Below are 25,103 nucleotides of genomic sequence, written 5' to 3'. Positions count from 1 at the left end.
GGTGCCGATGCAGAACCGGGTTCACAAGTTGGGCATTGCCGAATTGCGCAGCACCCGCGCCGAAAGCCGCAGCCTGTATTGGCTGGTCGGCGTGTTCAGCCTGTTTGCCAACCTGCTGATGCTGACCGGCCCGCTTTACATGCTGTCGGTCTATGACCGCGTGCTGGGCAGCCGGTCCGAGGCGACGCTGATCGCGCTGTCGCTGCTGGTTCTGTTTCTGTACGGCGTCATGGGCATTCTGGACCATAGCCGCAGCCGGATCATGGCGCGTGTGGGGGCACGGTTCCAGACGCGGCTGGATCGCCGGCTGTTCGATGCGGTGGTGCGCAAATCGGCGGTGGCCCCGGATGCGCAGACCCAATCGGGGCTGGCCGATCTGGAAGCCGTGCAGCGGTTCCTGACGTCGCCGGTGCTGATCGCGTTCTTCGATCTGCCATGGACGCCTATTTTTCTCGCGGGCATCTTCATCTTTCATCCGATGCTGGGCTGGTTGGCGGTGGGCGGTGGTGCCCTGTTGGTCGTCATCGCGTTTCTCAACCAGTGGCTTTCGCGCGATCCGCAACTACGTGCCGGTGTCGCGGGCCAGCAGGCGGCGGCGATGTCCGACCAGATCAGGATCGAGGCCGAGATGGTGCAGGCAATGGGTATGCGCGACGCCGCCTTTACCCGGTGGTCCAAGACGCGCAGCCGCGCGCTGCACGCGCAGATGTCGGCCACGGACGTGGGCGGCACCTTCACGTCGCTGACCAAGACGCTGCGGCTATTCCTGCAAAGTGCCATGCTGGGTCTGGGCGCCTATCTGGTGCTGCAGAACGAAATGACCGCCGGTGCGATGATTGCAGGGTCGATCCTGCTGGGCCGTGCGCTTGCCCCGATCGAAGTGATGCTGAACCAGTGGCCCGTGGTCCAGCGTGCGTCGAAAGGGTGGGACAATCTGGCCGAGCTTTTGGGAACGGTGCAGCCGGAACAACCCCGGACGGCCCTGCCCAAGCCACGGGCGCGCCTGGTTGCGAAATCGCTGACCGTCGTGCCGCCGGGCGAAAGGCAGGCGTCGCTGCGCGGTGTGAACTTTGAATTGAGACCGGGCGAGGCGCTGGGAGTCATCGGTCCCTCGGGTGCGGGCAAATCGACGCTGGCGCGCTGTGTGACGGGGGTCTGGCGGCCTGCCGGCGGGACGATCCGGCTGGATGGTGCGGCGCTGGACCAATACGACCCGGACGTGCTGGGACGGCACATCGGATACCTGCCGCAGCGCGTGCAGCTGTTTGACGGCACCATCGCCGAGAATATCGCCCGCTTGGCAGAGACACCTGACGATGCCGCCGTTGTCGAAGCGGCCAGACAGGCCGACGCGCACGAGATGATCCTGGAGTTTCCCGATGGTTACGACACCCGCATTCATGCAGGGCAGCAGCGGTTGTCAGGCGGACAGATCCAGCGCATCGGACTGGCACGTGCGCTTTACGCCGATCCGGTGATCGTGGTGCTGGACGAGCCGAACTCGAACCTCGACAACGACGGCACCGAGGCCCTGAACAAGGCGATCTGCGCGATGAAGGCCGATGGGCGGTCGATCATGATCATGGCGCACAGGCCGTCTGCGATTACCGAATGCGAGCTGCTGTTGATACTGGATCAGGGGATGCGCGCTGCCTTCGGGCCGAAGGACGAGGTGCTGAAGTCGAACGTCGAGAACCACCAGCAGATCGTGCAGGCCCCGCGCCACGCGGGGGGCCTATCATGAGCAGAGCAATCGACAACCCGTGGAGCGCGCGCGCGCCGGTGATCTTTGGCCTCTTTGGCCTGCTCGTGCTGTTCGGCGGCTTTGCCGTCTGGGCCACGCAGGCCAACATCGCGGGGGCGATCATCGCCTCGGGCCGGATCGAGGTCGACCGTAACCGGCAGATCGTCCAGCACCCCACGGGCGGCGTCGTGGCCGAAATTGCGGTTCAGGAGGGCGATACCGTCATGGCGGGCGATCTGCTGCTGTCGCTGGACGACCGGCAGGCACAGTCGCAACTGGCGATCATCGAAGGCCAGCTTTACGAATTGATGGCCCGCCGCGGCCGCCTGGAGGTCGAGCGCGACCAGACCGATGATGTGGTGTTCGAGGATGAGCTGTTGCAGGCGGGTGCCCGTAACCCCGACTTGGAAGAGTTGATCAGCGGCCAGCGCAATCTGTTCCTTGCCCGGCGCGACAGCGTTGCGGGCGAAACCGAACAGTTGCAAAAGCGGCAGAGCCAGATCCAGAACCAGATCGACGGGATCGAGGCGCAGGAACTGGCGCTGGCCTTGCAACTGGGCCTCATCAAGGAAGAGCTGACCAGTCAACAGGCGCTTCTGGACAAGGGGCTGGCACAGGCCACGCGGGTGCTGGCATTGCAGCGCCAGCAGGCCAGCCTTGAGGGGCAACTGGGTGAATTGGCAGCGAACAAGGCACAGGCCGAGGGGCGGATCACCGAGATCGACCTCGAGATTCTGAAACTGAGCGTCGGACGGCGCGAGGAGGCGATTACGCAGCTGCGCGATCTGCGCTATCGCGAGCTGGAACTGGTCGAGCAGCGCGCATCGCTTATGGAAGACATCGAGAGCCTTCAACTGCGCGCGCCGGTGTCTGGCATCGTCTACGGAATGCGGGTGCAGACGCCCCGGTCGGTCATTCGCGGGGCCGATCCGATTTTATACCTGATCCCGCAGGACAGGCCGCTGGTGATCGTGGCGCAGGTCGATACGATCCACATTGATCAGGTCCATGTGGGCCAGCAGGTGAACCTGCGGCTGAGCGCGCTGGACCAGCGCAGCACGCCGGAACTGGTGGGGCAGGTCGCGCTGATCTCGGCGGATGCGTTCGAGGACGAGGCGCGGGGGCAGACCTATTACCGCGCCGAGATCACGCTGAACCCCGGCGAGCTTGAAAAGCTGAACGAGGGTGACGTGCTGATCCCCGGCATGCCGGTCGAAGCGTTCATTCGAACCGCGGACCGCACGCCGATGGCCTATCTGATCAAGCCCTTTGCTGATTACTTCACACGCGCCTTCCGCGAGACCTGACGACTTTGGGCTTTTTCTTTGGCGAGTGACGCACTAGCGTCCCGGTGGAAATTCAGCATTGGAGATTGCGATGAGCTTTGCGAAGAAACTGGCCGAACTGGGTGTGGATCTGCCGGATGCACCCGCACCTGCGGCAAACTATGTGCCCTTCGTTCAGGTGGGCGATATGGTCTATGTGTCGGGCCAGATTTCCAATGGTCCCGACGGGTTGATCACTGGCAAGCTGGGCGCGGACATGGACGTGGCAGCGGGCGCTGCTGCGGCACGGACCTGCGCGATCAGCCTGCTGGCACAGGTCAAGGCGGCCTGCGGCGGTGACATCGACAAGCTGGTGCGTGTGGTCAAGCTGACCGCTTTCGTCAATTCGACCGTCGACTTTACCGAACAGCCCAAGGTTGTGAACGGCGCATCCGACTTTCTGGTCGAAGCGTTTGGCGATGCCGGTCGGCACGCGCGCTCTGCGGTTTCGGCGGCCTCTCTGCCCTTGGGCGTGGCGGTCGAGATCGAAGGTATCTTTCAGATCAAATGATGACCTTACCGCGCCAATTGCTCGATGTGCCGCTGGCGCATCGGGCCTTGCACGACCTGACGGCCGGGCGTCCAGAAAACAGCCGCGCGGCGATCCGCGCGGCGATCGACCACGGCTATGGCATCGAGATCGACCTGCAACTGAGCGCCGATGGCCGTGCTATGGTGTTTCACGACTATGCGCTGGAGCGGCTGACGGTCGGCACCGGAACGGTGCGGACGCTGGATGCGGCGACGCTGGGCCAGACGATACTGCGCGGATCGGACGAGGGTATTCCGGATTTGTCCGAGGTGCTGGAGATCGTCGCGGGCCGTGTGCCCCTGCTGGTCGAGTTCAAGGATCAGGACGGTGCGATGGGCCCCGACGTGGGCCCGCTGGAAGATGCGGCAGCGGAGGTCTTGCGCGACTATAAGGGTCCGCTGGCCGTGATGTCGTTCAACCCACATTCAGTGGCGCGGCTGGCCGAGGTTCTGCCGGATGTGCCCCGCGGGCTGGTCACCAGCGCCTATGCCGAGGGCGATTGGCCCCTGAGCGCCAAGGTGCGCGATCATCTGCGCGAGATCCCGGATTACGACCGCGTGGGCGCCTGTTTCATCAGTCATGAGGCGGCCGATCTGGGCCGGGCGCGGGTCTCCGAGCTGAAGGCAAAGGGTGCCGGGGTGCTGTGCTGGACCATCCGTTCGCCCAAGGAAGAGGCGGAGGCGCGCGAGGTCGCGCAAAACGTGACCTTCGAGCACTATCTGCCGCCTCTGAAAGGTTGATACCGGGCTGTCGGGCCACACATAGAGACCGGGGCCCGGAACACCCTCGGCCAAAATCACGAGAAGTCAGGCAGACATGAGCGGGCAAGAGGTAGAGATCAGGATCGTGCCAACGCTGGCACAGATCGACCCTGCGGAATGGGACGCCTGTGCCTGTCCCGAAGCTGTGGATGGCCGACGCGCCAACGACCCCTTTACCACCTATCGCTTCTTGCGGGCGCTGGAGGACAGCGGATCAGTCGGCACCGGCACCGGCTGGCAGCCGCAATATCTGGTGGCGTCGATGGCGGGGCAGGTGATTGGCTGCGCGCCGATGTACGTCAAATCGCACAGTCAGGGCGAATATATCTTCGATCACAACTGGGCCCATGCCTACGAGCGCGCGGGCGGGCGCTATTACCCCAAGCTGCAGATAGCGGTGCCGCATACCCCGGCCACGGGGCGGCGGTTTCTGGTGCACCCCGACTTTGCCGAGGCCGGGTTCGCCGCATTGGTGCAGGGGGCCGTGCAACTGGCCGAGAACAACGGCATCTCGACCCTGCACGTCACGTTCTGCACCGAAGCCGAGGCTGACTTGGGGGTCGAGATGGGCCTGATGCGCCGTACGACCCAGCAGTTTCACTGGCACAACGACGGCTATGCCGATTTCGACGCGTTCCTGGCCAATCTCTCCAGCCGCAAACGCAAGAACATCCGCAAGGAGCGCGCGCAGGCCCAAGGGTTTGGCGGCGAGATCGAGGTGCTGACGGGCGATCAGATTCAGCCGCATCATTGGGATGCGTTCTGGGAGTTCTATCAGGACACCGGTGCGCGCAAATGGGGCACGCCCTATCTGACGCGGGACTTTTTCAATCAGGCGCAGGCCCATCTGCGCGATGACATCTACCTGGTGCTGGCGAAACGCGACGGTGACTATGTGGCCGGTGCCCTGAATTTCGTCGGCGCGCACCGGCTCTTTGGCCGCTATTGGGGCTGTTCCGAGCATCATCCCTGCCTGCATTTCGAGCTGTGCTATTATCAGGCCATCGACATCGCAATCGCCCAAGGGCTCGACACGGTCGAGGCCGGCGCGCAGGGCGAACACAAGCTGGCGCGGGGTTATCTGCCGACGCCGACGCATTCGCTGCACTGGGTCGGCGATCCGGGTTTCTCTGATGCGATTGCGTCCTACCTTAGGGCCGAAGGCGCGGCCATAGCCGAGGAAATCGAAGTTCTGACGGATTATGGCCCGTTCAGAAAAGTACAGATCGAGGAACAGGAATGACCGAGAAACTAAGCACAGAAACCCGCAAGACATTGCTGGCCCCGCTGACCGACAACGGCTGGGAACTGGTCGAGGGCCGCGATGCGATCCGCAAGACATTCAAGTTCGGAGACTTTGCCGACGCCTTCGGCTGGATGACCCGCGTGGCGTTCTGGGCCGAAAAATGGAACCACCACCCCGAGTGGGATAACATCTACAACACGGTAAACGTGGTGTTGACGACGCATGATGTAGACGGTCTAAGCACCCTGGACGTCAAACTGGCGCGTAAACTGGACAGCTTAGCAGGGTAGTAAATGTTTCAAGATTTAATGAATACCGAGATTTTTAGCGGCAATACCATTGCAGATTTTCTGACACTTGAAATGCTGGCCTCCATGGCCGGGTCGGTCGTGGCGGCCGTTCTGATCCTGATCGTGGGCTGGGTGATGGCCGCATGGCTGGGCAGCCGGGTGCGCAAGATCGGGACCAGCCACAAGAATTTGGACAACACGTTGTTCAATTTCCTGGGCTCGATCGTGCAGTACACGATTATCGGTTTCACCTTCCTGATCGTGCTCAACACCTTCGGCATTCAGACCACGTCGATTGTTGCGGCGGTCGGTGCGGCGGGTCTGGCCATTGGTCTTGCCCTGCAGGGCACGCTGTCGAACGTGGCGGCGGGTGTCATGCTGATCATGTTTCGCCCGCTCAAGATTGGTGATTTCGTCGACGTGGCGGGCCAGATGGGCACGGTCAAGGATGTCACGTTGAACTTTACCGAACTGGCCAGCCTGTCGAACACCCAAGTCATCATTCCCAACAAGGAAGTCTGGGGCAACGTGATCGAGAACTATTCGGTCTATCCGACACGCCGCGCCGAGTGGTATTTCGGCGTGGGCTACGGTGCCAACCTGAAGGTGGCCGAGGACACGATCCTTGCCACCATCATGGCCGATCCGCGCGCCCACCAAGAGCCCGAGCCGTTCATTCAGGTCGGCAATCTGGGCGACAGTTCGGTGGACTTCCGGGTGCGCGTCTGGTGCAGCGCATCGGATTATTTCAACTTCACCAACGATATGAATCGCAAGGTCAAGGAAGCGCTGGATGCCAATGGCGTCGACATTCCGTTCCCGACACGCACCATCTTTCAGGCTGCTGCCGAGTAATTCGCCAGTTTCAGTATGCCGACATGGAAAAGGCCCCCGAAATTTCTCGGGGGCCTTTTTAAATCTGTGAAAGCGCTGTGGCTAACATGCTGTCCAGCAGCCCTTCGCCGCCCGATACTTCGCAGACGCCGGGGTTTTCCTCGGCCTGGAACAGCGTCACCTTGCCGTCGTCGACCAGCATCGCATAGCGCTTTGACCGGGCCACCAGACCGGCGGGCGGCGCGTCAAAGTTCATGCCGATGGCGGTTGTAAAATCGCTGCCGGCGTCAGACAGCATGGTGATGCCTGCCTCGGTCGCCCCGGTGGCCTCGCCCCATGCCTTCATCACGAAAGGATCGTTGACCGACACGCAGATGATCTCGTCCACGCCCTTGGCGTCGAACTGGTCCTTGGTGCGGATGAACGACGGCACATGCGCCGAATGGCAGGTCGGTGTGAACGCGCCGGGCACGGCAAAGATCACGACCTTGCGGCCCTTGGTCTTGTCGGACAGGCTGACGGGCGCGGGGCCATCAGCGCCCATTTGAACCATCGTTGCGTCGGGCAGTGTGTCACCGGGGGAGAGAGCCATGATCGGTTCCTTTCGGGAATTGTGTTAATCCTGTTCCCCGATATAAGGTCCGCGAAGGTTTTGAGCCATCAAATTCGGCCAAAACATGAGGGAAGGGACGAGAATGCACGTTATTGTCATCGGAGCAGGGCAGGCCGGGTCATCCTGTGTCGCCAAGCTGCGCAACGGCGGGTTTGAGGGTCAGATCACGCTGATCGGTGCCGAAACCGTGCCGCCCTATCAGCGTCCGCCCCTGTCCAAGGCCTATCTGATGGGCGACATGGCGCTTGAGCGGATGTTCCTGCGCCCCGAAAGCTTTTATTCCGACCACGACATCACCCTGCGCATGGGCACGCGGGTCGAGGCGATCGACCCCGCCGCACAGACGGTGACCGTGCCCGGCGAGGTGCTGCATTACGATCAGCTGGTGCTGACCACTGGGTCGGACCCGCGCCGTTTGCCTGCGGCCATTGGCGGTACGCTCGACGGTGTGTGCACCGTGCGCGATCTGCTGGACGTCGACAGCATGGCGCCGCGCTTTACCAAGGACGCGCGGGTGCTGATCGTCGGCGGCGGCTATATCGGGCTTGAGGCGGCGGCTGTCGCGTCGAAACTGGGCCTGCGGGTGACACTGGTCGAAATGGCGGACCGCATCCTGCAACGGGTCGCATCGCCCCAGACCAGCGATTATTTCCGGGCCTTGCACACACGCCACGGTGTCGACATCCGCGAGGGTGTCGGGCTGGACCGCTTGCTGGGCGAGGGGGCAGTCAGTGGCGCGCGTCTGACCGACGGCTCCGAGATCGAGGTTGATTTCGTGATCGTCGGTGTCGGCATCGCGCCTGCATCGGCCCTGGCCGAGACGGCAGGGCTGACGATGGACAACGGCATCATGGTCGACACGCATGGCCGCACGTCCGATCCGCACATCTGGGCCGCGGGCGACTGCGCATCGTTCCCCTACCGCGGCACGCGCATCCGGCTGGAAAGCGTGCCCAACGCCATTGATCAGGCCGAGGTGGTGGCCGAAAACATCATGGGCGCGGACAAGGAATATGGCGCGAGGCCGTGGTTCTGGTCGGATCAATACGATGTGAAACTGCAGATCGCCGGGCTGAACGTGGGCTATGACCGTGTGGTGACACGCGATGGCGGCACTGCGGTGTCGTTCTGGTATTACCTGGGCGATCAGTTGCTGGCCGTGGACGCCGCCAACGACCCTCGTGCCTATATGATCGGCAAACGCCTGATCGAGGCGGGCAAGAGTGCTGATCCGGCGGTGGTGGCCGATGCCTCTGCCGACCTGAAGTCGCTGTTGCAGCCATGAGGATCATCGCGGGCACGTGGCGCGGCACGGCGCTGGCGCATCTGGGCAAGGGCGACGCGGGCGCGCATCTGCGCCCCACGTCCGACCGCGTGCGCGAAAGCCTGTTTTCAATCCTGACCAGCCGGGGCGTGATCGAAGGCGCGCGGGTGCTGGACCTGTTTGCAGGCACCGGCGCGCTGGCGCTTGAGGCGCTGTCGCGCGGGGCCGCGCAGGCGGTGCTGATAGAGAACGGGCGCGTGGGCCAGTCGTTGATCGGCGAGAACATCAAGAAGCTGCGCGCCGAGGATCGGGCAACGCTGATGCGCAACGATGCGACGCGGCTGGGGGCTTGGATCGCGGCGCCCTTCGATCTGGTATTTCTCGATCCGCCCTATGGCAAGGGCATGGGCGAGAGCGCGCTGCGCTCGGCCGTGGCCGGGGGATGGATCGCGAAAGGGGCCTGCGTGGTCTGGGAAGAAAGCGCGCCGATGCAGGTGCCCGACGGCTTTTTGCAGGTGGACGGGCGCAAGTTCGGCGACACGCACGTGACCATCCTGGAAAAGGGCTAAGGTCTGCTGACGTTCGGGGAACCGGATGAATGCTGACAGGTTTGTTGACAAACGGGGACTGAGCCTTGCAGGTAATGCCAGAGGTGATCAGCCTAATATTTCAGCATTCCGCCCAAAGGACCGTGCAGCATGATACGTTTTCTCGCCGCAGTGGCTTTGGTCCTCGGCGCCAATGCGGCGCAGGCTGAAACGCTGAAGCTGGCTGTGACCACGTCTTTCGCCGCATCGGGGCTGTCTGACGTCCTGCTGCCTGCCTTGCAGGAGGACACCGGGATCGACGTGCAGGTGCTGGTCGGCGACACCGCCAATGCGCTTGCGCTGGGCGAAACCGGGCAAGTTGATGCCATCCTCATTCACAGCCGCAGGGACGAAGAGGCGTTCATCGCCGAAGGCTTTGGCACCCATTGCCGCAAGATCATGTACGACGATTTCGTGCTGGTCGGCCCAGTGGACGACTATGCTGGCATCGCGCAATCGGTTTCGGTCACCGAAGCCCTGCAGCGCATCGCCAAGAGCGAACGGCATTTTGTCAGTCTGGGCACCGATGGGCTGGTCTATCAGAAGGAACAGGCGCTTTGGGCCGATGCGGGCCTGATGCCGCAGCAGTTTCCCAATTGGTACGTGACGGCGGATGCCGGGATCGAGGCGAGCCTGAGTGCCGCAGTAGAGGCCGAGGGCTATATCCTGACGGACCGGACCAGTTGGCTGACCTTCGAGGGCAAGAACGGTCTGGCGGTGCTGTTTTCAGGCGATCCGGTGCTGTTCAGTCAATACAACTTTGTGCCTGTCGATCCCGAACGCCATCCGCATGTGTCCTTCGACACCGCCCGCCGGGTCGAGGCCTGGCTGACAGGGCCGCGCGCCGCCGACCTGATCGACAGTTATGAGATCGCGGGCGAGACGCCGTTTACCTTCAACGCGGAATGACGGCTCAGTAGGTCGGGTGGAATGTACCGGCTTCGGAGAGGGTGAAAATCTCGACCCCCGTCTCTGTCACGCCGACCGAATGTTCGAACTGTGCGGACAGCGACTTGTCGCGGGTCACGGCGGTCCAGTCGTCGGCAAGCGTCTTGGTCTCGGCACGGCCCAGGTTCACCATCGGCTCGATGGTGAAGAACATTCCGGGCTCCAGCCGTGCGCCCGTGCCGGGGCGGCCATAGTGCAGGACATTCGGCGGTGCGTGGAATACGCGGCCCAGTCCGTGACCGCAGAAGTCGCGGACCACCGACATGCGGTGCGCCTCGACAAAGCTTTGGATTGCGTAACCGATGTCACCGAAGGTGTTGCCGGGTTTGACCGCTTCGATCCCGCGCATCAGCGCATCATGCGTGACTTCGATCAGCCGTTCCGCCTTGCGGGGCAGCTTGCCCGCCACATACATGCGGCTGGTGTCACCGAACCATCCGTCAACAATCACCGTGACGTCGATGTTCAGGATATCGCCGTCCTTCAGCTTCTTGTCGCCAGGGATGCCGTGGCACACCACGTGGTTCACGCTGATGCAGCTGGCGTGCTCATAACCCTTGTAGCCGATGGTGGCCGATTTCGCGCCTGCGTCCTCGACCATCTGCGTGATGATGCGGTCGATTTCTGCTGTGGTCTGGCCGGGAAATACATGTTCCGACATGGCATCCAGCACGCGCGCGGCCAGTGCGCCGGCGGCGTACATTCCGGCGGAATCGGACGGATCGTAGATGCGTATGCCATCCTTGGTCAGACGGCCCCGGTTTTCTTGTTTCAACAGAGGTCTCCGTTGGTCCTGGACATTTTTGCAACCATAATGCAGGTGCAGAAAAATTGCCAGAGTTGCTTACATATCAACGGCCAGCGGTTGTCCCACCGTGATGGCCTGTGGCGTTATATAGGTGCCGATGCAGAGTGTTTCCACTCCGGCCTGCCTGGCGGCGCGGTATGCGTCGGAATATGCCGGGTCGATGTCATGCGCTAACGTGAAACGCGTGCAGTCGGTGCGCTGCACCAGATAGAGCATGACGGCGCGGTGCCCCGCCTGCGCCATACGCGCAAGTTCGGCCAGATGCTTGGCCCCGCGCGCAGTCACGCTGTCGGGAAATTCGGCCAGACCGGGCCGGCGGTTCAGGGTCACCGACTTCACCTCGACATAGGCGTCGGGCAGCTGCGGCGCGCTGAGCAGAAAGTCGATGCGGCTGTTCTGCCCATATTGCACCTCTGGGCGCACGGACGTGTAGCCTGCCAATGGCGCGATCTGCCCTGCCTCAATTGCTGCGCGCAGCGCGCGGTTCGGCACAGAGGTATCAACGCCGGTGAAATGCCCGTTCTCGTGATCGACCAGCCGCCAGCCGTATTTCAGCTTTTTCTTCGGGTCGTCGTTCGGTTCTATCCAGATCTTCATCCCCGGCTCCGCCAGCCCCATCATCGAGCCGGGATTGGCGCAATGGGCGATGACTTCGGTGCCGTCGTCCAGCACGCAATCGGCCAGAAACCGTTTATATCGGTGGATCAGGCGGGCGGGGACAAGTTGGGTTTGAAAGCGCATGTGGGCGGGCCTATACCTTGGGCAACAGATGCTTAGGGGAACCCGCCAGATGACACAACCAACCGCAGCCATGCTGGTGATCGGCGACGAAATCCTGTCGGGGCGCACCCGCGACAGCAACATGCATCATCTGGCAGGGCAGTTGACCGAGCGCGGCATCGACCTGCGCGAAGTGCGCGTGGTCAGCGATGATGCGGATGCGATCACGGGGGCCGTCAGGACGCTGTCGGCGGCCTATGACCACGTGTTCACCAGCGGCGGCATTGGTCCGACCCATGACGACATCACCGCCGACTGCATTGCCGCCGCCTTCAACGTGCACATCGACGTGCGCGATGATGCGCGGGCGCTGTTGCAGGCGCATTACGACCGGCAGGGGTCCGAGTTCAACGACGCGCGCAAGCGGATGGCGCGTATCCCCGACGGGGCGGTTCTGATCGAAAACCCCGTGTCGATTGCCCCCGGCTTCATCTTGGAAAACGTGCATGTGATGGCCGGCGTACCTGCGGTGTTTCAGGCGATGGTCGAAAGCGTCCTGCCCATGCTGACGGGTGGCGCGCCCCTGATCAGCCGCACCCGGCGGATCGAGCGCGGCGAGGGTGACATCGCGGGCCCCTTGGGCGATCTGGCGCGGTCCTACCCGGCGCTGTCCATCGGGTCCTATCCCTATCAGAAAGACGGGCGTTATGGCGCGAACATCGTGCTGCGCGGCACCGATGTGGGTCTGCTGGACGAAGCGCTGGCCAAACTTGAGGCGGCGTTTCCGGCATGACGACGGTGCAACAGCTTTACGACGTCTGCGACGCGACATGGCCTGCCGCACGGATTATCAGCCAAGGGCAGTGGACCCTGCGCGAGGGGCAGGGTGGTGGCAAACGTGTCTCGGCGGCCTCTGCCAACGGACCAGTGAGCGAGGCCGATATCGACGCGGCCATCGCCGGGCTGGCCGAGCTTGATCAGAAACCGCTGTTTCAAATCCGCGAAGGCGATGCCGCGTTGGACGAAATGCTTGAGGCGCGCGGCTTTGCCGTGATCGACCCTGTCGTGCTGTACGAAACACCGGTCGAGACGCTGACTGACAAGCCGATCCCGAAGGTCACCGCATTCGCCGTGTGGGAACCGCTGGCGATCATGGAAGAGATCTGGGCCAAGGGCGGCATCGGCCCTGCGCGTCTGGCGGTGATGGCGCGGGCCAAGCTGAAAACCGCGATCCTGTCGCGCTGGAACGAAAAGCCGGGCGGTGTCGCCTTTGCCGCCATTCACGACGGCATCTGCATGGTCCATGCCGTCGAGGTTTTGCCGCACCAGCGCCGTCAGGGCATCGCGGACTGGATGATGCGCAAGGCGGCCTTCTGGGCGCAGGAAAACGGCGCGCACAGCCTGTCGGTGCTGTGCGTGGCGGACAACGTGGCGGCCAACACGCTTTACCGCAAAAGCGGATTTAGCGAAGTCGGGCGCTATCATTACAGACATCTGGAGGAGACCCCATGAGCGACAAGAAACACCCCACCGCCCTGAACCTGCCGATGGTCGACCCGTTGCCCGCGCAGACGCAGAAATACTTTGACGTCTGCCAGGACAAGCTGGGGATGGTGCCCAATGTGCTGCAGGCCTATGCGTTCGACATCGACAAGCTGAACAGCTTTACCGCGCTTTACAACGATCTGATGCTGGGCACATCCGGTCTGACCAAGCTGGAGCGCGAGATGATCGCGGTCGTCGTCAGTTCGGTGAACAAATGCTATTATTGCCTGACAGCACATGGTGCCGCCGTTCGGCAACTGTCAGGCGATCCGATGCTGGGCGAGCAGATGGTGATGAACTGGCGCGCCGCCGATCTGGAACCGCGCGTCGCCGCGATGCTGGAGTTCGCCGAGAATCTGACCGTCGCCAGTGCCAAGACCACCGAAGCCGACCGTCAGGCGCTGCGCGATCACGGTTTTTCCGACCGCGACATCTGGGACATCGCATCGGTCGCGGCCTTCTTCAACATGACCAACCGCGTCGCCAGCGCCACGGATATGCGCCCCAACGACGCGTATCACAGCCAGTTTCGGTGACAGCGCGCGGGGCGATCATAGCCTTGGCCGCCTGCGTCGCGGCAGCCCCCGTTCAGGCGCTGCAACTGGAACTGTCGCCCAATGCCCGCGAAACTGTGACGCGCAACAGCGTGCTGGACCGCTATCTGGCGCCGACGGGGCCGTTCGAATACGGCACCGGAGTGCCCGGCATCGCTGTCGAAGGCGAGGTGCGCCGCCAGGCATGGCGCATCCCGTCGCCCGGCCTGACGACATTGCAGGTTCTGATCCCGCTGCGCAAACAGCTCAAGGCGGCAGGCTACGAGGTGGTCCTGGACTGCGATCAGTTCAGCTGCGGTGGCTTTGACTTCCGCTTTAACGTCGAGGTGCTGCCCGCCCCCAACATGCGCGTGAACATGCGCGCCTATCGTTTTGTCACCGCGATCAAGGGTCCACAGGATGATCCGTCGAGCGTGGTCACCCTGATGGTGTCGACCACGTCCACCGCCGCCTTCGTTCAGATCATCGAGGCCGGGTCGCTTGGGCAGGATGAGGTCGATGTGGGCACTGGGGGCGATGTCCAGGTGCCGCTGGCGGGACCGGTCGCCGCTCCGGCCGCAGATGGTGATTTCGACGAGGTTTTGAGCACCAGGGGGCATATCGTTCTGGACGGGTTGGATTTTGAAACCGGCACCACGGCACTGGGTCAGGGGCCGTTCGCGTCACTGGAAAACCTTGCCGCGTTTCTGACCGCACAGCCCGACGTGACCATTGCGGTTGTCGGCCATACCGACAGTGTCGGCAGCCAGGACGTGAACATCGGCCTGTCGCGGCAGCGCGCCTCTGCGGTGCGGCAACGACTGATTGATGCCTATAACGTCGATCCGGCGCAGGTGCAGGCCGAAGGCATGGGCTATCTTGCGCCCGTCGCCTCGAACCTCAGCGCCGAGGGCCGCGAGCTTAACCGCCGCGTCGAGGCGGTTTTGCTGTCGCAACGATAAAGCCCCGCGCAGATGGCGGGGCTCTCAAGATCACCGGGGCGTCGGGCTTACCAGCCCGAGGGGCCCTTGTCCGCAAATTCATGCACCAGAAAGTCGATGAACGCGCGCACCTTGGGCTGAGTGAACCGGCCCGGCGGATAAACGGCATAGATGCCCTGGCTGTCCATCGGCAGATCGGGCATGGCGTCTTCGACCAGACCCTTCTGCATCGCATCCGAATAGAGGTAGGACGGCAGATAGGCGATGCCCAGACCCGAGATGGCGGCGTTCAGCAGCGATTGCCCGTCGTTGACCGACAGCCAGCCTGCCGTGCGCACCTGACGCTTTTCGCCCGAGGGGGCGGTCAGTTTCCAGACGTTGCCCGACGACTGGTTGGAATAGTGCAGCAGCTTGTGCTCGTTCAGGTCGTCGATCTTTTCGGGCTTGCCGTATTTGGCGAAATATGATGGCGAGGCGATCATGCGCTTGGTGGTTTCGGTCAGCTTGCGGGCGCGCAGGGTGCTGTCCTCCAGCTCGCCGATGCGGATGGCCATGTCGAACCCTTCCGAGATCAGTTCGACGTAGCGGTTGTTCAGCACCATATTCACGGTGATATCGGGGAAATCTTCCAGAAACGACGACAGCGCCGGGGACAGATGATTGACACCAAAGTCGGTCGCCACGCTGATCCGCAACAGCCCCGATGGGGCCGATTGCATCGAGGTCACCAGCGCGTCGGCCTCGCCTGCGTCGTTCAGCACCCGGCGGGCGCGGTCGTAATAGGCCAGCCCGATTTCCGTGGGCGACACGCGCCGTGTCGTCCGGTTCAGCAAACGGGCGCCAAGGCGCGCTTCCAGGGAAGAAACGTGCTTTGAGACGGCGGATTTGGAGATGCCCATCTTCTTGGCCGCATCGGTGAATCCGCCCTGATCCACGACTGTGGCGAAAGCTTCCATTTCTGTTAGGCGGTCCATGCCGTCCCCTTCTCTTGGTATTGGGTTGTTGGCACGCTTATCGACCCCAATCGCGGCAAGATCGGGGCACGGGTGGGATAATCTTGGGGTATCTTGCGATATCGTTGCAGGCCGGGAAACACGAGAACACTGTGTTTCCGAGGCGGTATTTTCAGGTCAGGTGTATGATAAATAAGGATAAAATTCAGACTTGTCTGCGCTGAATGGCATGCAACCTAAGCGGTAGTGCCGGTTTTGTTTCGCTATGAAGTTGAACTTGGTTCTTGAATTGGTGCGCAATGCTGTGTGCCCCGTGGCAGGCGTCAGATCCACTTCAACCAGCGCATCACGCCAAGCGCCACGCCCGAGATCACGCCCATTGACACGCATAGGATCGCGAAAGCGGCAGGTGTGTCCACGCCCGGCAGCCCGCCCACGTTGACGCCGAACAGGCCGGTGATAAAGCCAAGCGGCAAGAAGGTCGCAGCGACGATGCTGAGGATATAGCTGTTGCGGTTCTGCGCCTGCGCGGCTTTCGATGCGTGGTGGTCGTGGATCGCGGTCAGACGGCCCTGCAGCCCGTCCAGTTCCTCGACTGTCAGCATCGCCAGATTGGCCAGTTCGCGGCGGTGCTGCGGGTTGCTGCCCGCAGGGATATCGGTGGCTGCCAAGGCCATCAACGCATCGCGCTGCGGACCAAGATAGCGCCGCAGCCGGATCGCGGTGCGGCGCATACTGGCCAGAGTGTCGGGTAGGGGTGCATTTTCGTCGTCATGAATGGCATCCTCAAGCGCGTCGGTCTGGTCTGCCAGTTCGAAGACGGTGGTCTGCACGCGGGCGGTCAGACGGCTGGCCAAGGCCTCGACAAAGGCGGCGCTGGTGGTGGGCGCGGCCCCTGCCTCGATCTGCTGGCGCAGATCCTCGATGGCGAAGACCCGGCGCACCCGGACGGTGACCACCGTTTGATCCGTCACCCACATGCGCACCGCGACCATCTGGTCGGCGGGCCCTTCGAGGTTCAGGTTCACCCCGCGCAGGTTCAACATCAGCCCGTCCTCGTGAACGTCGCAGCGCGGTCGGGTTTCGGTTTGCATCAATGCACCCGCTGGGATCGGGTGCAGATGGGTCTGCGCCCAGTGGGGCAGCGCGGGGTCTTTCAGGTCATAGTGAAACCAACGGTAGCCGCGCGCGCCCGTCGGCGCGGTGTCGGTGGTGGGCGTCGATGTCCCGTCGGGGGCGATGTCGTAAATATAGAGCGGCATGGTCCGTCCTTGAGCAATAGGCAGACTTTTGTGGTTGCCGCCCGTAATGCAAGAAGTTTTTGACCCTATTGGCGTGTGATCGAGTGCGAACTTTTGTCAGGCCTCAAGATGCGGCACTTCCAAAAGCCGCGGGCCGGGATGGTGATCAGCGGATCAGGTCCAAATCTGTAGTACGAGCTGATCGCTCGCAGTTGCTAACTGGTTTTCCCAATCCGGATCTGTTCGATCGTTTTGCCCATTCAGGTCATCGTCTTCTTACACTCCCCTTGGCACCGTCGCTATCAGTTCGACATGGACTTCATGCCGCGACTGCCAGCGCCGGATCCTTATAATCTTCGTTCTTCGTCAGCATCGCCCAGATCTGCCGGGCCATCTTGTTTGCCAGCGCGATCGCAACTAACATCTTGGGCTTACGCGCCAGCATCCGTGACAGCCAGCTGCCCTCCGTAATTGCGCGCCGTCCAAGCCAACCCAGCCGCGACATTGCCCCAATGATCAGCAGGCGTCGGATATCGGCTTGGCCAGCCTTGGTCATCCGCCCCAAACGTTCCTTGCCTCCAGATGAATGTTGCTTGGGCACCAGACCCAACCAGGCTGCAAAGTCACGTCCCGTCTTGAACTGCGCCATATCCGGTCCAAACGCCTCTACAGCGATGGCCGTCAGTGGCCCTACACCTGGCATAGTCTGAAGCCTGCGGGCCCTGTCTGACTCAGCAGCCAGCGTCTTGAGTTTCGCAGTTCGATCTATAATACGTGCCGTTTTCTCTGCAATCTGCGCCAGCAGGTCCAAGCATTCCTCGCGGATCAATGGCTGCAAGTCGGCAGTCCTATCCTCTACAAGCGCTGTGATACGATTAAGGCTGCGTATTCCTTGCGGAAACACATGCCCGTGCTCATACAACAGCGCCCGCAAGGCGTTCACATCCGCTGTCCGCTGATGCACTAGGCGTTCCCGGCCACGAAAAATTGCCGCGCGCGATTGTTGCGCGATTGTTTTAGGCTCAACAAAACGCATCTCGGGCTGGCGCGCCGCGATGACGATCGCCTCGGCATCGGCAGCATCATTTTTCTGGCGCTTGACGAACGGACGAGCGTATTGGGGTGCGATCAGTTTTACCTCATGTCCAAGCGCTTCCATCTCGCGCGCCCAATAATGTGCGCTGCCGCATGCCTCGAAGATAACCAAGTTGGGCTCCTGCTTAGCCATGAACACGGGAAACTGAGTGCGCGTCAGCTTCTTGCGGAACTGAACCTCCCCCGTGCGTAGGGCACCATGAACCTGGAAAACATCCTTTGCCAGATCGACCCCGATCATCATATCCTTCATCTCGCCGTCCTCCTCTTCGCGTGGCTTTGAACACCACGACCTTGGCACATTGCGATGCCGTCAGGGAGGGCGGCAACCACTCCATCTGTAGTGCCAAGCAATCCGGTCCGCTACCAGATCAAACGGTGCTGCGAGGGGGCTTTCGGCCCCCTCACACTCCCCCCGAGGATATTTCTGGCCAAAAGAAGCGCTATAGGGTTGCTGCCAGTCTTGTGCCCTGGTCGATGGCGCGTTTGGCGTCAAGCTCGGCTGCCACATCTGCGCCGCCGATGACGTGGCATTTGGTGCCCTGCTGTTCCAGCGCGTCGGCAAGGCTGCGGTCGGGGACCTGGCCTGCGCAGAGCACGATGGTGTCGGCGCTAATCGTCTGCGGGTTCTCGCGGGCCTCGCCGAAGGAGACATGCAGCCCGTCCGCGTCGATGCGTTCGTAGTTTACGCCGCCGACAAAGTTGACCTCTTTCATCTTGAGCGCGGCGCGGTGAATCCAGCCCGTCGTCTTGCCCAGACGTTTGCCGTGTTTTTCCGCCTTGCGTTGCAGCAAGGTGATGGCGCGCGCGGGGTGGCCGGGTTTGGGCCCCTCGGGGTTTAGACCGCCGCGATGTTCTGCCGGGTCGGCGACGCCCCATTCGCGCATCCACTCGGGCAGGTGTTCGGTGGTGCTGTGGCCCTCTTCCTCGGACAGGAACTCGGACACGTCAAAGCCGATGCCGCCTGCGCCGACGACGGCGACGGATTTGCCCACGGGTTTCTTGTGGCGCAGAACGTCGATGTAATCCATCACGTTGGCGCCATCCTGACCGGGGATCGCCGGGTCGCGGGGCAGTACGCCGGTGGCGATGATGACCTCGTCGAAGCCTTGCAGCATCTCGGGCGTGGCGGTCGTGCCCAGCTGCGTGGTGATGCCCAACGTCGCGACCATCGTGCGATACCAGTCGACGAGGCCCCAGAATTCTTCCTTGCCGGGGATCTGCTTGGCCATGTTCAGTTGCCCGCCAAGCTCATCCGATTTGTCGAAGAGCGTCACGGTATGCCCGCGCTGCGCTGCAGTGATCGCTGTTGAGAGGCCCGCAGGTCCAGCACCTACGACGGCGATCGTCTTGGGGCTGTCCGCGGGGGCGACCACCAGTTCGGTTTCATGACAGGCCTGCGGGTTCACCAGACACGAGCTAATCTTGCCGCCGAAGGTGTGGTCGAGACAGGCCTGATTGCAGGCAATGCAGGGCGCGATCTGGGCTGACTTGCCCGCTGCGGCCTTGGACACGAAATGCGCGTCGGCCAGCATCGGGCGGGCCATCGAGACCATGTCGGCGCAGCCTGTCGCCAGCACTTCTTCGGCGACTTCGGGGGTGTTGATGCGGTTCGAAGTGATGATCGGGATGTTCACCTGACCCATAAGTTTCTTGGTGACCCAGGCAAAGGCCGCGCGCGGCACCGAGGTGGCGATGGTGGGAATGCGCGCCTCGTGCCAGCCGATGCCGGTGTTGATGATGGTGGCTCCGGCTTTTTCGATTTCCTTGGCCAGTTGCACGACCTCTTCAAAGGTCGAGCCGTCGGGTACCAGGTCGATCATCGACAGGCGGTAGATGATGATGAAATCGCTCCCCACGGCCTCGCGGGTGCGGCGGACCACCTCGATCGGCAGGCGCATCCGGTTCTCGTAAGAGCCGCCCCAGCGGTCGGTGCGCTTGTTGGTGTGGGCGACGAGGAACTGGTTCAGGAAGTACCCTTCGGACCCCATTATCTCGACGCCGTCGTAGCCTGCCTCGCGGGCACGGGCGGCGGTGGCGACGATGTCGCTGATCTGTTTTTCGATCCCGTCCTCGTCCAACTCGTTCGGCGGGAATGGCGAGATTGGCGATTTGACCGGGCTGGGCGCCACGCAATGCGGGCTGAACGCATAACGGCCCGCGTGCAGGATCTGCATCGCGATCTTGCCGCCTGCCTGATGGACCCGGTCGGTGACGATGCTGTGGTTCGCGATGTCTTCGTCGTTCGCCAGCATCGCCGCACCCGGGGCAACCGCGCCTTCCATGTTGGGACCGATGCCGCCCGTGACCATCAGGCCCACATCGCCGCGCGCGCGCTCGGCGTAGAACTCCGCCACGCGGTTCCAGTCGCGGGTTTCCTCAAGGCCGGTGTGCATGGACCCCATAAGCACGCGATTTTTCAACGTGGTAAACCCAAGGTCGAGCGGGGCGAGCATGTGGCGGTAAGCTGTCATGGAATCCTCCGGCGGTGTGATTTCGCGCCATTTCGCCCCAGTTGTCGGCGAATGTCATGTGCAACGCGGCGTAAGGCACTGTATCACGAGGTTCGAGCGATGAGGAGAAGACGATGACACCGGAAGAAATTGATGCACTGCCGTACCGGCGCAACGTGGGCGTGATGCTGGTCAATGCGGAAGGCCAGGTTTGGGTCGGGCAGCGCCATGACCGGTTCAAGGAGTTCTGGCAGATGCCGCAGGGCGGCGTCGACAAGGGCGAAGATGCCCGTGCGGCGGCCCTGCGCGAGCTGGAGGAAGAAACCGGCGTGCCGTCGTCGATGGTCGAGGTGGTGGCCGAAACCGGCACCTGGCTGCCCTACAATCTGCCGCATGACGTGGTGCCCAATATCTGGGGCGGCAAGTATCGTGGGCAGGAGCAGAAGTGGTTTCTGCTGCGGTTCAAAGGGTCGGACGAGGATGTGAACATCCAGACCGAACAGCCTGAGTTTACCGCCTGGAAGTGGATAGACCCCCACGCGGTGGTGGAGGGAATCGTGCCGTTCAAACGCGATGTCTACGCCGCAGTTCTGGCCGAGTTCGAGCCCTACCTCTGACGCTCAGGGCAAGAGCAGCGGCACATGCGGTGCAAGCTCGTGGTCAAAGCCCTTGGCCACGCGCGGGTCATCGTCGATCTCGATCTGCTGGCGGATCGGGGTGAAGCCCGCGCGGCGGTAGAACCCCAGCGCCTGCGGGCTGTCGAGCGTGCAGGTGTGGACGTGGAAGCGGGTAATATCGCGTGACCATGCCTGATCTATCGCCACGTCCATCAGGTATCGTCCTGCGCCTGTGCCGATCAACGTCGGCGTGACGCCGAAGAAGGCCAGTTCGCATTCACCCCGCTGGCGAAAATCCAGCTCCAGCAGGGCGGCGTCGGTGTCGCCGTTGGACAGGGTCCAGATCGCCACGTCGTCATTGTGGATGATCGCGGCCAGTGCATCGTCCGACAGGCCCCGGCGAGAGAACCAGAGCCAGTCTTCGCCCACGGCCTGAAAGATGCGGCGATACCAGCCCAGTGACGGGTTTTCGACGCGGCGCAGGGTCCAGCCTTCGGGCGCGGCACGCCCCGAGATGTCGGCGCGGGCGCGCATTTCCAGATGGGTGACGACAGTGGCGATCTTGCCTAGAGGGACGTCGTGCAGTCCGTCGGCCAGCATCAGACCAGACCTTCCTTGCGGAACACCTCCATCATGTCCGCTTCGGGACGGGGGCCAACATGGCTGATAACTTCGGCGGCGCAGGCGTTGCCCATGCGCCCGCAGGTCGCCAGATCGCGGCCCGAGGCCAGACCAAAGAGGAACCCGGCAGCAAACTGGTCGCCTGCGCCCGTGGCATCGACCGGCACGATCTTGGTCACCGGCACATCGACGCGTTCACCGTCGCGGATCAAGGTGACGCCATCGCCCGAACGGGTGCACACGACGATGCGGCACATCGCGGCGGTTTTGGTCAGCGCGGCCTCGAGGTCGTCGGTTTCGAACAGCGATCTGATCTCGGCCTCGTTGCCGATGACATAGTCCAGCTCTTCGCCGATCATCCGCAGGAAATCGGCGCGGTGACGGTCCACGCAGAAGGGATCGGAAATGGCGATGCCCGCAATACCGCCCGCAGCACGGGTCAGACGTGAGGCTTGCTGGAACGCTTCCTTGCCGTGGTCCTTGTCGAAAAGATACCCTTCGAGGAACATGATTTTCGCAGCCGACGCGACAGCATCGGGCACATCGGCGGGCCCGAGGTCGGTCGAGATGCCCAGATAGGTGTTCATCGAACGCTCGCCGTCGGGCGACACGAAGATCATCGACCGCGAGGTGGGCAGATCGCCGCCCGCCACGGGGGCATTGACGAAATCGGTGCCCACATCGGTCATCGCATCGGCATAGAACCGGCCCAGCGTGTCGTCGTTCACCCGCCCGATAAAGGCGGTTTTCATCCCCAGCGCACCGGCCCCGGCCACCGTGTTGGCGACCGATCCGCCGGGGGTCTGCAGACGGTCCTGCATCGCGCCATAGAGAACCTCGGCGCGTTCGCGCTCGATCAACTGCATGATGCCTTTTTCGATGCCCATATTGCCCAGGAACTGGTCGTCGGCATGAGAGATAACATCGACAACGGCGTTGCCGATGCCCACGAGTTCGTATTGCGTCATAGGGTCTTGTCCTCGAATTGGCAGAGATCGCGGATGATGCAGGTCGGGCACTGCGGCTTGCGGGCCTTGCAGTGATAGCGTCCGTGCAGGATCAGCCAGTGATGTGCATGTTGCTGGAATTCAGCGGGAATGTTGTCTTCGATGGCGCGCTCGACCGCGTCGACAGTCTTGCCGGGGCAGATGCCGGTGCGGTTTCCGACGCGAAAGATATGGGTGTCGACGGCCTGTGCCGGATAGTTCCACCACATGTTCAGCACCACGTTGGCGGTCTTGCGGCCCACACCCGGTAACGATTGCAGGGCGGCGCGGGACGATGGCACCTCGCCGCCGTAGTCATCGACAAGGATCTGGCTCAGTTTCATCACGTTCTTCGCCTTTTGGCGGAACAGGCCGATGGTCTTGATGTGTTCGGTCAGCCCCTCGAGGCCCAGATCCAGCATCTTTTGCGGCGTGTCGATCACGGCGAACAGCGATTTCGTCGCCTTGTTCACACCCGCATCAGTGGCCTGCGCGCTGAGTGCCACCGCAACCACCAGAGTATAGGCGTTGGTGTGATCCAGCTCGCCCTTGGGTTCGGGGTCCGCCTCACGGAAACGGTCAAAGATCTGGTAGATCGCGTGATAATCAAGCTGTTTTGCCATGCCACTCCTATGCGGGTTTTGGCGCTTGCGGGCAAGCGTGCAACCGCAAAATAGCGACAATGCGACCTATCGTGCGGTGCGGTGATCAGGGCCTTTTAAGTTTTGGCCGATATCGGTTGGGCAATCAGGCAATGAAGGGGCGCCGGGGACACATGGACAAAGATGAGACAACTGGAAACGACAGTATCGAAGTGCTGCGCAGCGCCGCAGTGCTGACCAGTTTCGGGCCGGGCACGATGCTTCATACGACCGAGGGCGAGGTTCCGATTGAATGGCTCGACACGGGGCACAAGTTGCTGACGCTGGATCACGGCGCGCAGCCGATAGTCCAAATCAACCGCATCCGCCTGTTGCGGTCCGATCTGCGCCGCCATTCCGAGTTGAGCCCCGTGGTCCTTCCGCCCGATACCTTCGGCCCGTCGATACCGGGGCACCATGTGCGCATCTCTCCGAATTCCCTCGTGCTCTATCGGTCGCCGCGCGCCGAGCTGGACTTTGGCTCAAGCGAGGTGTTGGTATCCGGAAACATGCTGGCCGAACCCATGCCGCTGCGCCGCCCCGGTGACACGACTTTCGTTTACACCCAGATCCTGATGCAACGGCACGAGCTCTTGAGCATCGAGGGGATGTGGGTCGGGTCACTCTTTGTGGCCGACCTGAATGCGATGGACACGGAGAAGGACGATCCCCTGGTCGCGGCTCTGGGCAAGACAGCCATGGTGGCGGCACGCCCGATCCTGACCCGAACCGAGGCGCGCGCGCTGCTGGCTCAGGATCTGGGCGGCCGGTCGATACAGACGCGGCTTGATCTTTCCGGGCACTGATTGCGCAGCTTTCGGGTCGCGGGGGTGATATCCGCGCGCTAGATTGGGCGTATGGAACAGCTTAACGACACCGAAGACCGATACCACTACCACATCGTGCGCCGCGCGATCGAACTGGTGGATGACAAAGGCAGCAGCCTGACGCTGGACGGATTGGCGCGTGAAATGGGCATGAGCCCGGCGCATTTCCAACGGGTGTTCAGCCGCTGGGTGGGCGTGTCGCCCAAACGCTACCAGCAATACCTGGCGCTGGGCCATGCCAAGGCGCTGCTGGCGGAACGGTTCACCACGCTGGAAACCGCCCACGCGTCGGGGCTGTCGGGGGGCGGGCGGTTGCACGACCTGTTCCTGCGCTGGGAAGCGATGAGCCCCGGCGACTATGCCAAGGGCGGCGCGGGGCTGACGATATTCTGGGGCTGGTTTCCCAGTCCCTTTGGCCCCGCCATCGTGATGGGCACGGCGAAAGGCATTTGTGGCATGGGCTTTGCCGCAGAAACCGGCGAGAGGGCAGCGCTGGACGATCTGATCGCGCGCTGGCCCGCCGCGCAGTTCGTCGAAGACCCCGATCAGTTGCGCCCTTGGGTCATGTCCACCTTCGGGGTCAGCGATGCAGGGCCGGAACCCGCACCGCTTTACCTGATCGGCGCACCCTTTCAGATCAAGGTATGGGAGGCGTTGCTGCGCGTCCCCTCGGGCCATGTCACCACCTATTCCGAAATCGCGCAGAGCATCGGCAACCCGCGCGCGGTTCGGGCCGTGGGCACAGCCGTGGGCCGCAATCCTGTCAGCTGGCTGATCCCCTGCCACCGCGCCCTGCGCAAATCGGGCGGACTCGGAGGCTATCACTGGGGCCTGCCGGTAAAACGCGCCATGCTGGCCTATGAAGCGGCCCGCGCAGAGGCTTGAAGACAAGTGTGCGTCTGCCCGTTTCGAGCCGCCCACAGGGCGCCGAGGCGAGCGGGTTTTTGCCGAGTGCGCACACCCCTTATTTTTCCCACT

General features: G+C 62.6%; 27 protein-coding genes. 17 read left to right on the top strand and 10 right to left on the bottom strand.

Translation table 11 applies throughout. The features are described from left to right. Nucleotides 1–7: 7 nt before the first annotated feature. From NTA49_RS01135 to NTA49_RS01105, 7 genes are all read left to right on the top strand, one after another. The gene (locus NTA49_RS01135) at nucleotides 8–1,744 is read left to right on the top strand and encodes a type I secretion system permease/ATPase (protein ID WP_258292807.1); all 1,737 of its coding nucleotides are present in this window, start codon (nucleotides 8–10) and stop codon (nucleotides 1,742–1,744) included. Beyond that, nucleotides 1,741–3,051: an HlyD family type I secretion periplasmic adaptor subunit gene (locus NTA49_RS01130; RefSeq protein ID WP_258292806.1), complete on the top strand. Its 1,311-nt coding sequence runs from the start codon at nucleotides 1,741–1,743 to the stop codon at nucleotides 3,049–3,051. The genes NTA49_RS01135 and NTA49_RS01130 overlap by 4 nt, the downstream gene beginning before the upstream one ends. 70 nt (nucleotides 3,052–3,121) lie before the next feature. Further along, nucleotides 3,122–3,580 (top strand): RidA family protein, encoded by a 459-nt coding sequence (locus tag NTA49_RS01125; protein ID WP_258292805.1) that lies wholly within the window; start codon nucleotides 3,122–3,124, stop codon nucleotides 3,578–3,580. Further along, nucleotides 3,580–4,341, top strand: a complete 762-nt coding sequence (locus NTA49_RS01120; protein ID WP_258292804.1) for a glycerophosphodiester phosphodiesterase family protein — start codon at nucleotides 3,580–3,582, stop codon at nucleotides 4,339–4,341. Before NTA49_RS01125 ends, NTA49_RS01120 begins: the two co-directional genes overlap by 1 nt. 76 nt (nucleotides 4,342–4,417) lie before the next feature. After that, nucleotides 4,418–5,605, top strand: a complete 1,188-nt coding sequence (locus NTA49_RS01115; protein ID WP_258292803.1) for a GNAT family N-acetyltransferase — start codon at nucleotides 4,418–4,420, stop codon at nucleotides 5,603–5,605. Further along, nucleotides 5,602–5,898, top strand: coding sequence for a 4a-hydroxytetrahydrobiopterin dehydratase (locus NTA49_RS01110; RefSeq protein ID WP_258292802.1), 297 nt, complete (start codon nucleotides 5,602–5,604; stop codon nucleotides 5,896–5,898). Before NTA49_RS01115 ends, NTA49_RS01110 begins: the two co-directional genes overlap by 4 nt. Nucleotides 5,899–5,916: 18 nt before the next feature. Next, a complete protein-coding gene (locus tag NTA49_RS01105; protein WP_258292801.1) occupies nucleotides 5,917–6,753 on the top strand; it encodes a mechanosensitive ion channel family protein in 837 nt (278 codons plus the stop codon). A 58-nt stretch (nucleotides 6,754–6,811) separates the two neighbouring features. Here the strand turns inward: NTA49_RS01105 and NTA49_RS01100 are convergent, their stop codons facing one another. After that, nucleotides 6,812–7,324 (bottom strand): peroxiredoxin, encoded by a 513-nt coding sequence (locus tag NTA49_RS01100; RefSeq protein WP_258292800.1) that lies wholly within the window; start codon nucleotides 7,322–7,324, stop codon nucleotides 6,812–6,814. A 103-nt stretch (nucleotides 7,325–7,427) separates the two neighbouring features. On the opposite strand from NTA49_RS01100, the gene NTA49_RS01095 reads away from it, so the two are divergent. The 3 genes from NTA49_RS01095 (at nucleotide 7,428) to NTA49_RS01085 (ending at nucleotide 10,105) form a co-directional block, all read left to right on the top strand. Next, nucleotides 7,428–8,630: an NAD(P)/FAD-dependent oxidoreductase gene (locus tag NTA49_RS01095; protein ID WP_258292799.1), complete on the top strand. Its 1,203-nt coding sequence runs from the start codon at nucleotides 7,428–7,430 to the stop codon at nucleotides 8,628–8,630. Then, entirely contained in the window at nucleotides 8,627–9,178 is a 552-nt protein-coding gene (gene rsmD / locus NTA49_RS01090; protein ID WP_258292798.1) for a 16S rRNA (guanine(966)-N(2))-methyltransferase RsmD, read from the top strand. Before NTA49_RS01095 ends, rsmD begins: the two co-directional genes overlap by 4 nt. Nucleotides 9,179–9,307: 129 nt before the next feature. After that, the gene (locus NTA49_RS01085) at nucleotides 9,308–10,105 is read left to right on the top strand and encodes a substrate-binding domain-containing protein (protein ID WP_258292797.1); all 798 of its coding nucleotides are present in this window, start codon (nucleotides 9,308–9,310) and stop codon (nucleotides 10,103–10,105) included. 4 nt (nucleotides 10,106–10,109) lie between these two features. Here NTA49_RS01085 and map read toward each other — a convergent pair whose 3' ends face one another. Then, complete coding sequence (gene map, locus NTA49_RS01080; RefSeq protein ID WP_258292796.1) at nucleotides 10,110–10,919, bottom strand: type I methionyl aminopeptidase; 810 nt, start codon at nucleotides 10,917–10,919, stop codon at nucleotides 10,110–10,112. A gap of 69 nt (nucleotides 10,920–10,988) precedes the next feature. Then, nucleotides 10,989–11,693, bottom strand: coding sequence for a DNA/RNA nuclease SfsA (gene sfsA, locus NTA49_RS01075; RefSeq protein WP_258292795.1), 705 nt, complete (start codon nucleotides 11,691–11,693; stop codon nucleotides 10,989–10,991). A gap of 49 nt (nucleotides 11,694–11,742) precedes the next feature. On the opposite strand from sfsA, the gene NTA49_RS01070 reads away from it, so the two are divergent. Genes NTA49_RS01070 through NTA49_RS01055 form a run of 4 tightly spaced genes read left to right on the top strand, consistent with a single transcriptional unit; the run spans nucleotide 11,743 to nucleotide 14,712 of the window. Next, nucleotides 11,743–12,465: a competence/damage-inducible protein A gene (locus NTA49_RS01070; RefSeq protein WP_258292794.1), complete on the top strand. Its 723-nt coding sequence runs from the start codon at nucleotides 11,743–11,745 to the stop codon at nucleotides 12,463–12,465. After that, nucleotides 12,462–13,184, top strand: coding sequence for a GNAT family N-acetyltransferase (locus NTA49_RS01065; RefSeq protein WP_258292793.1), 723 nt, complete (start codon nucleotides 12,462–12,464; stop codon nucleotides 13,182–13,184). The genes NTA49_RS01070 and NTA49_RS01065 overlap by 4 nt, the downstream gene beginning before the upstream one ends. After that, nucleotides 13,181–13,753: a peroxidase-related enzyme gene (locus tag NTA49_RS01060; RefSeq protein ID WP_258292792.1), complete on the top strand. Its 573-nt coding sequence runs from the start codon at nucleotides 13,181–13,183 to the stop codon at nucleotides 13,751–13,753. The genes NTA49_RS01065 and NTA49_RS01060 overlap by 4 nt, the downstream gene beginning before the upstream one ends. Then, nucleotides 13,750–14,712 (top strand): OmpA family protein, encoded by a 963-nt coding sequence (locus tag NTA49_RS01055; RefSeq protein ID WP_258292791.1) that lies wholly within the window; start codon nucleotides 13,750–13,752, stop codon nucleotides 14,710–14,712. Before NTA49_RS01060 ends, NTA49_RS01055 begins: the two co-directional genes overlap by 4 nt. A 47-nt stretch (nucleotides 14,713–14,759) precedes the next feature. Here the strand turns inward: NTA49_RS01055 and NTA49_RS01050 are convergent, their stop codons facing one another. The 4 genes from NTA49_RS01050 to NTA49_RS01035 all read right to left on the bottom strand — a co-directional run bounded on the left by NTA49_RS01050 (nucleotide 14,760) and on the right by NTA49_RS01035 (nucleotide 20,454). Beyond that, complete coding sequence (locus NTA49_RS01050; protein ID WP_258292790.1) at nucleotides 14,760–15,665, bottom strand: LysR family transcriptional regulator; 906 nt, start codon at nucleotides 15,663–15,665, stop codon at nucleotides 14,760–14,762. A 302-nt stretch (nucleotides 15,666–15,967) separates the two neighbouring features. Continuing rightward, the gene (locus NTA49_RS01045) at nucleotides 15,968–16,906 is read right to left on the bottom strand and encodes a zinc transporter ZntB (protein WP_258292789.1); all 939 of its coding nucleotides are present in this window, start codon (nucleotides 16,904–16,906) and stop codon (nucleotides 15,968–15,970) included. Between the two features lie 298 nt (nucleotides 16,907–17,204). After that, a complete protein-coding gene (locus NTA49_RS01040; protein WP_258292788.1) occupies nucleotides 17,205–18,233 on the bottom strand; it encodes an IS110 family RNA-guided transposase in 1,029 nt (342 codons plus the stop codon). Between the two features lie 190 nt (nucleotides 18,234–18,423). Beyond that, nucleotides 18,424–20,454, bottom strand: coding sequence for an NADPH-dependent 2,4-dienoyl-CoA reductase (locus NTA49_RS01035; protein WP_258292787.1), 2,031 nt, complete (start codon nucleotides 20,452–20,454; stop codon nucleotides 18,424–18,426). A 113-nt stretch (nucleotides 20,455–20,567) separates the two neighbouring features. Between NTA49_RS01035 and NTA49_RS01030 the strand changes: the two genes are divergently transcribed. Further along, a complete protein-coding gene (locus tag NTA49_RS01030; protein ID WP_258292786.1) occupies nucleotides 20,568–21,050 on the top strand; it encodes an RNA pyrophosphohydrolase in 483 nt (160 codons plus the stop codon). 3 nt (nucleotides 21,051–21,053) lie between these two features. Here NTA49_RS01030 and NTA49_RS01025 read toward each other — a convergent pair whose 3' ends face one another. From NTA49_RS01025 to nth, 3 genes are read right to left on the bottom strand one after another with little or no spacing between them, the layout of a single operon-like run. Beyond that, the gene (locus NTA49_RS01025; protein ID WP_258292785.1) at nucleotides 21,054–21,650 is read right to left on the bottom strand and encodes a GNAT family N-acetyltransferase; all 597 of its coding nucleotides are present in this window, start codon (nucleotides 21,648–21,650) and stop codon (nucleotides 21,054–21,056) included. Then, nucleotides 21,650–22,639, bottom strand: a complete 990-nt coding sequence (locus NTA49_RS01020; RefSeq protein WP_258292784.1) for an adenosine kinase — start codon at nucleotides 22,637–22,639, stop codon at nucleotides 21,650–21,652. Before NTA49_RS01020 ends, NTA49_RS01025 begins: the two co-directional genes overlap by 1 nt. Continuing rightward, the gene (gene nth, locus NTA49_RS01015; RefSeq protein WP_258292783.1) at nucleotides 22,636–23,280 is read right to left on the bottom strand and encodes an endonuclease III; all 645 of its coding nucleotides are present in this window, start codon (nucleotides 23,278–23,280) and stop codon (nucleotides 22,636–22,638) included. The genes NTA49_RS01020 and nth overlap by 4 nt, the downstream gene beginning before the upstream one ends. 152 nt (nucleotides 23,281–23,432) lie before the next feature. Between nth and NTA49_RS01010 the strand changes: the two genes are divergently transcribed. Together NTA49_RS01010 and NTA49_RS01005 are read left to right on the top strand one after the other, a co-directional pair. Next, entirely contained in the window at nucleotides 23,433–24,104 is a 672-nt protein-coding gene (locus NTA49_RS01010) for a Hint domain-containing protein (RefSeq protein ID WP_258292782.1), read from the top strand. Between the two features lie 51 nt (nucleotides 24,105–24,155). Next, nucleotides 24,156–25,010, top strand: coding sequence for a methylated-DNA--[protein]-cysteine S-methyltransferase (locus tag NTA49_RS01005; protein ID WP_258292781.1), 855 nt, complete (start codon nucleotides 24,156–24,158; stop codon nucleotides 25,008–25,010). Nucleotides 25,011–25,103: the final 93 nt, after the last annotated feature.

This window comes from Pseudosulfitobacter koreensis (genome assembly GCF_024733015.1).
Classification (GTDB): domain Bacteria; phylum Pseudomonadota; class Alphaproteobacteria; order Rhodobacterales; family Rhodobacteraceae; genus Pseudosulfitobacter; species Pseudosulfitobacter koreensis.
Note: the sequence above shows the minus strand (reverse complement) of the source record. Positions and strands in the feature narration are given on the sequence as shown.

Bases quoted from the DNA above. Each gene is read 5' to 3' on its own strand.
- rsmD (WP_258292798.1), top strand. From the start codon at position 8,627: ATGAGGATCATCGCGGGCACGTGGCGCGGCACGGCGCTGGCGCATCTG.
- NTA49_RS01115 (WP_258292803.1), top strand. From the start codon at position 4,418: ATGAGCGGGCAAGAGGTAGAGATCAGGATCGTGCCAACGCTGGCACAG.
- NTA49_RS01120 (WP_258292804.1), top strand. From the start codon at position 3,580: ATGACCTTACCGCGCCAATTGCTCGATGTGCCGCTGGCGCATCGGGCC.
- NTA49_RS01025 (WP_258292785.1), bottom strand. From the start codon at position 21,650: ATGCTGGCCGACGGACTGCACGACGTCCCTCTAGGCAAGATCGCCACT.
- NTA49_RS01105 (WP_258292801.1), top strand. From the start codon at position 5,917: ATGAATACCGAGATTTTTAGCGGCAATACCATTGCAGATTTTCTGACA.
- NTA49_RS01085 (WP_258292797.1), top strand. From the start codon at position 9,308: ATGATACGTTTTCTCGCCGCAGTGGCTTTGGTCCTCGGCGCCAATGCG.
- NTA49_RS01040 (WP_258292788.1), bottom strand. From the start codon at position 18,233: ATGAAGGATATGATGATCGGGGTCGATCTGGCAAAGGATGTTTTCCAG.
- NTA49_RS01095 (WP_258292799.1), top strand. From the start codon at position 7,428: ATGCACGTTATTGTCATCGGAGCAGGGCAGGCCGGGTCATCCTGTGTC.
- NTA49_RS01010 (WP_258292782.1), top strand. From the start codon at position 23,433: ATGGACAAAGATGAGACAACTGGAAACGACAGTATCGAAGTGCTGCGC.
- NTA49_RS01110 (WP_258292802.1), top strand. From the start codon at position 5,602: ATGACCGAGAAACTAAGCACAGAAACCCGCAAGACATTGCTGGCCCCG.
- NTA49_RS01050 (WP_258292790.1), bottom strand. From the start codon at position 15,665: ATGGACCGCCTAACAGAAATGGAAGCTTTCGCCACAGTCGTGGATCAG.
- NTA49_RS01125 (WP_258292805.1), top strand. From the start codon at position 3,122: ATGAGCTTTGCGAAGAAACTGGCCGAACTGGGTGTGGATCTGCCGGAT.
- NTA49_RS01035 (WP_258292787.1), bottom strand. From the start codon at position 20,454: ATGACAGCTTACCGCCACATGCTCGCCCCGCTCGACCTTGGGTTTACC.
- NTA49_RS01100 (WP_258292800.1), bottom strand. From the start codon at position 7,324: ATGGCTCTCTCCCCCGGTGACACACTGCCCGACGCAACGATGGTTCAA.
- NTA49_RS01005 (WP_258292781.1), top strand. From the start codon at position 24,156: ATGGAACAGCTTAACGACACCGAAGACCGATACCACTACCACATCGTG.
- NTA49_RS01045 (WP_258292789.1), bottom strand. From the start codon at position 16,906: ATGCCGCTCTATATTTACGACATCGCCCCCGACGGGACATCGACGCCC.
- sfsA (WP_258292795.1), bottom strand. From the start codon at position 11,693: ATGCGCTTTCAAACCCAACTTGTCCCCGCCCGCCTGATCCACCGATAT.
- NTA49_RS01030 (WP_258292786.1), top strand. From the start codon at position 20,568: ATGACACCGGAAGAAATTGATGCACTGCCGTACCGGCGCAACGTGGGC.
- NTA49_RS01130 (WP_258292806.1), top strand. From the start codon at position 1,741: ATGAGCAGAGCAATCGACAACCCGTGGAGCGCGCGCGCGCCGGTGATC.
- NTA49_RS01135 (WP_258292807.1), top strand. From the start codon at position 8: ATGCAGAACCGGGTTCACAAGTTGGGCATTGCCGAATTGCGCAGCACC.
- NTA49_RS01060 (WP_258292792.1), top strand. From the start codon at position 13,181: ATGAGCGACAAGAAACACCCCACCGCCCTGAACCTGCCGATGGTCGAC.
- NTA49_RS01020 (WP_258292784.1), bottom strand. From the start codon at position 22,639: ATGACGCAATACGAACTCGTGGGCATCGGCAACGCCGTTGTCGATGTT.
- NTA49_RS01065 (WP_258292793.1), top strand. From the start codon at position 12,462: ATGACGACGGTGCAACAGCTTTACGACGTCTGCGACGCGACATGGCCT.
- nth (WP_258292783.1), bottom strand. From the start codon at position 23,280: ATGGCAAAACAGCTTGATTATCACGCGATCTACCAGATCTTTGACCGT.
- NTA49_RS01070 (WP_258292794.1), top strand. From the start codon at position 11,743: ATGACACAACCAACCGCAGCCATGCTGGTGATCGGCGACGAAATCCTG.